The sequence below is a fragment of the Agromyces binzhouensis genome (assembly GCF_004135055.1).
Taxonomy (GTDB): domain Bacteria; phylum Actinomycetota; class Actinomycetes; order Actinomycetales; family Microbacteriaceae; genus Agromyces; species Agromyces binzhouensis.
In genome coordinates, this window is sequence record NZ_SDPL01000329.1 from 1 (window position 1) to 3,620 (window position 3,620).

General features: G+C 72.1%; 5 protein-coding genes. 3 read left to right on the top strand and 2 right to left on the bottom strand.

Features of this window, described 5'->3' with window-relative positions:
• Positions 1-819: UvrD-helicase domain-containing protein (locus ESO86_RS13530; RefSeq protein WP_165307828.1), on the bottom strand; the 819-nt coding region annotated here is incomplete at its 3' end.
• A 93-nt stretch (positions 820-912) separates the two neighbouring features.
• Between ESO86_RS13530 and ESO86_RS13535 the strand changes: the two genes are divergently transcribed.
• The gene (locus tag ESO86_RS13535) at positions 913-1,137 is read left to right on the top strand and encodes a DUF3107 domain-containing protein (protein ID WP_129235487.1); all 225 of its coding nucleotides are present in this window, start codon (positions 913-915) and stop codon (positions 1,135-1,137) included.
• Positions 1,137-1,442 (top strand): hypothetical protein, encoded by a 306-nt coding sequence (locus ESO86_RS13540; RefSeq protein WP_129235488.1) that lies wholly within the window; start codon positions 1,137-1,139, stop codon positions 1,440-1,442. Before ESO86_RS13535 ends, ESO86_RS13540 begins: the two co-directional genes overlap by 1 nt.
• Positions 1,443-1,463: 21 nt before the next feature.
• Here ESO86_RS13540 and ESO86_RS13545 read toward each other — a convergent pair whose 3' ends face one another.
• Positions 1,464-2,129 (bottom strand): ferritin-like fold-containing protein, encoded by a 666-nt coding sequence (locus ESO86_RS13545; RefSeq protein ID WP_129235489.1) that lies wholly within the window; start codon positions 2,127-2,129, stop codon positions 1,464-1,466.
• A 180-nt stretch (positions 2,130-2,309) separates the two neighbouring features.
• On the opposite strand from ESO86_RS13545, the gene ESO86_RS13550 reads away from it, so the two are divergent.
• Positions 2,310-3,620 (top strand): DEAD/DEAH box helicase (locus ESO86_RS13550; protein WP_207207136.1); only part of this gene is annotated, 1,311 nt, incomplete at its 3' end.

Consider the following 3,620-nt stretch of genomic DNA (forward strand, 5'->3'; position numbering starts at 1 on the left):
GTTGCTCGCGACATCCGGATCGCCCAGGGCGACGACCTCGACGCCGCGCGCGGCGAACGCGCCGAGCAGCGCCGCGGTGGCCTCGGTCGCCTCCTGCGCGTCGTCGACCACGAGGAGCTTCAGCCCGGCGAGCACCCCGAGCGCGCGCTCGTCGTCGGGATCGTGCACGCTGCGCCGCACGATCGAGGCCGCGTACGCGCCGAGTTCGGCCGAGTCGAACTGGGTCGGTCGCAGCTGCTCCTTCACCTCGGCGTACTCGGCGAGGAACGAGGCGGCCGCGGTCCATTCGGGGCGGGAGGCGGCGGCGCCGAGTCGTGCGAGCCCGTCGGGGTCGATCCCCTGCTCGACCGCGCGCATCATGAGGTCGCGGAGCTCGGAACGGAATCCGCGCAGCTCCCGGACGTCGGGCGCGAGCGCCTCGGGCCACTCGGGCCCGCCGCCGTCGATCGCCTGCGCCTCGAGCAGCTCGCCGATCACCTGGTCGTGCTCGGCACCGGTGAGGAGCGTCACCGATCGTCCGGTGCGCGCGCGCACGAGGTCGTAGGCGACCGCGCTCGCGGTCCGTGCGAGCGCGCCGCGCGTGGTCCGGTCGAGCCGGAGCGCGATCGCGTCTCGCATCGCCGCCGCCGTGCGCCTGGTCGCCGCGAGGACGAGGACCTCGGCCGGGTCGAGTCCGTGTTCGACCCGGTGCGCGACGAGCTCGATCGCGAGACGGGTCTTGCCCGACCCGGGAGCCCCGAAGACCGCCGCGTGGCCGCCCGCCGCGAGGGCCGGCACGAGGTCGACGACGGCGGGTGCGGTGGTCGCTTCGTGCTGCATGCGGCCCACGGTATCCGTGTCCGCCGACAGTGAACGGGTCCGGCCGCGACGTCCGCGTGTCGTAGGGTTCTGTCAACGACAGAAAGGCGCAAAGTGGACCTTCGCATCGGCATCCAGAACTCCCCCCGCGAGCTCGGCTTCGAGACCTCGCTGACGGCGGCGGAGGTGGAGCAGGCCGTCTCGGCGGCGCTCAGCGGGCAGTCGCCCGTGCTGCGCCTGACCGACGCGAAGGGCGCGGTCTACGTGGTCCCCGCGGCAGCCCTCGCCTACGTCGAGATCGGCACGGAGGAGTCGCGCAAGATCGGCTTCGTCGGCTGATGGAGCTCCTCTTCATCACGCTCGGCGGCGCCATCCTCGGCATCGCCGCGCGGTACGCGGTCCCCCGTCGCGAGTTCCACGGCGTCGTGCTCGTCCCGGCCGTCGGCGCCGCCGTCGCCGCGGTCGTGTGGGTCGCGCTGACCTGGCTCGGCATGCCGTGGGACGGCGGATGGATCTGGGTGATCTCGCTGGTGGTCTCCGGTGCGGCGGCGGCCGGCGCCGCCTACCTCATCGGCCGTCGACGCCAGGAGGACGACGAGCGGACGTTCGCGCGTCTCGCCCGATTCGGCCTCGCCCGCGGCTGAGCCGTCGGGTCGGCGCGCGGCTCAGGCGGTCAGCCCGAGCGCGTCCATCCGCCGCGTGTGGGCCGCGATGAGCTCGGTGAAGACGGGCTCGACGTCGGACCCGTGTTCGCCCGACCCGGCCGCGCGCACCGCGGAGCGCGCGATGAGCAGCGTGTCCCCGACGAGGCTCCGCCCCCAGAGGGCGAGCCGGTCGTCGAGCGTCGGGTCCGCGGCGATCGCCTCCTCGAGCTCGTGCTCGATGACCTCGGCCGATCGCGATTCGCCGAGGACGGCGCGCACGCGGGTCCGGAGATCCTGCGGGAGTCCCTCAGCGAGCCGGATGAAGTAGTCGTCGAGCATCCCCGACGTGATGTGGATGCCGAGGAGCAGCTCGTACCAGTCGGCTCCCGAGGTGACCTGCCGGAACCGGTCGGCGGCGGGCGCGAAGGGCGCCATGACCTCGGCGGGCTCCGCGCCGAGCCGGCGAAGCTCCGCGATGAGCTCGTGGTGCTTGCGCAGCGCCACGCCCGCCGCCGCGCTCAGCCCTTCCTTCGACGTCAGGTCGGGCGCGGTCGCCACGGCCTTCGCCAGGCTCTCGAAGAACTCGAGCTGGAGGTACGCCGCCTGGCCGAGGAAGGGCACGGGCTCGGGCGTGAACTCGGTGAAGTCGATTCGCGTGAGGTCGGTCGGCGCGACCCTCGGCCGCATCCTCGGGGTCTCCGGACGGGGACGGCGCGACATCGACCAATTGACCACGAGCACAGCATATCCGGGGCCTCCCAGCGCGCTCCGATAGGCTGGTGGCCGCCGCGGGCGATGGATCCGCGGCCGTGCGCCTGTCGATCGGAGCAGGGCGCACCCATTCCGCATCACGGACAGGCAGACATCTTGACCACGTTCACCGAACTCGGCATCGAGCCCGACATCGTCGAGGCCCTCGCCGGGAAGGGCATCATCGATGCCTTCCCCATCCAGGAGCAGACCATCCCCCTCGCCCTCACCGGGCAGGACATCATCGGCCAGGCGAAGACCGGCACGGGCAAGACCTTCGGCTTCGGGCTGCCCATCATCCAGCGGCTCGGCGACGCCCCCGAGCCCGGCGTCAAGGTGCTCGTGGTGGTGCCCACCCGCGAGCTCTGCGTCCAGGTGACCGAGGACCTCGAGCTGGCCACCTCGAACCGCCCGACCACGATCGTCTCGATCTACGGAGGCAAGGCGTACGAGGGCCAGATCGAGCAGCTCAAGGCGGGCGCCCAGATCGTCGTGGGCACCCCCGGGCGCCTGCTCGACCTCGCATCGCAGCGACTGCTGTCGCTGAAGGACGTCACCGAGATGGTGCTCGACGAGGCCGACAAGATGCTCGACCTGGGCTTCCTCGCCGACATCGAGAAGCTGTTCGCGCAGACGCCGCCGACCCGGCACACGATGCTCTTCTCGGCGACCATGCCGGGCCCGATTGTGGCCCTCGCCCGCCGCTTCATGGTCCGCCCGATCCACATCCGCGCGACCGACCCCGACGAGGGCCTCACGCAGGCGAACATCAAGCACCTCGTCTACCGCGCGCACTCGCTCGACAAGGACGAGGTCATCTCGCGCATCCTCCAGGCCGAGGGCCGCGGCAAGACCGTGATCTTCACGCGCACCAAGCGCGCCGCCGCCAAGCTCGTCGAGGAGCTGAACGACCGCGGCTTCAACGCGGCCGCCGTTCACGGCGACCTCAACCAGGACCAGCGCGAGCGCGCGATGGCCGCGTTCAAGGCCGGCAAGAAGGACGTGCTGATCGCCACGGACGTCGCGGCCCGCGGCATCGACGTCCTCGACGTCACGCACGTGATCAACCACACGATCCCCGACGACGAGAAGGCGTACCTGCACCGCGTCGGCCGCACGGGCCGTGCGGGCAAGACCGGCATCGCGGTGACGTTCGTCGACTGGGACGACCTGCACAAGTGGGCCCTCATCAACCGCGCGCTCGAGTTCGGCCAGCCCGAGCCCACCGAGACGTACTCGTCGAGCCCGCACCTCTACACCGACCTCGACATCCCCGAGGGCACCAAGGGACGCCTGAAGCCGGCCGCTCCGACAGCGGCGCCGTCGCGGTCGAGCACCGCGGGTCGACGCGAGGGCGACGGGCGGGCGGATGCCTCCTCCGAGCGCGGCTCGCGCTCCCGTCGCCGCACGCGTTCGGGCAAGCCGGTC

What these genes read in the sequence shown, in the direction of transcription:
- ESO86_RS13540 (WP_129235488.1), top strand. Translation starts at nt 1,137, where the DNA reads ATGGAGCTCCTCTTCATCACGCTCGGCGGCGCCATCCTCGGCATCGCC.
- ESO86_RS13545 (WP_129235489.1), bottom strand. Translation starts at nt 2,129, where the DNA reads ATGCGGCCGAGGGTCGCGCCGACCGACCTCACGCGAATCGACTTCACC.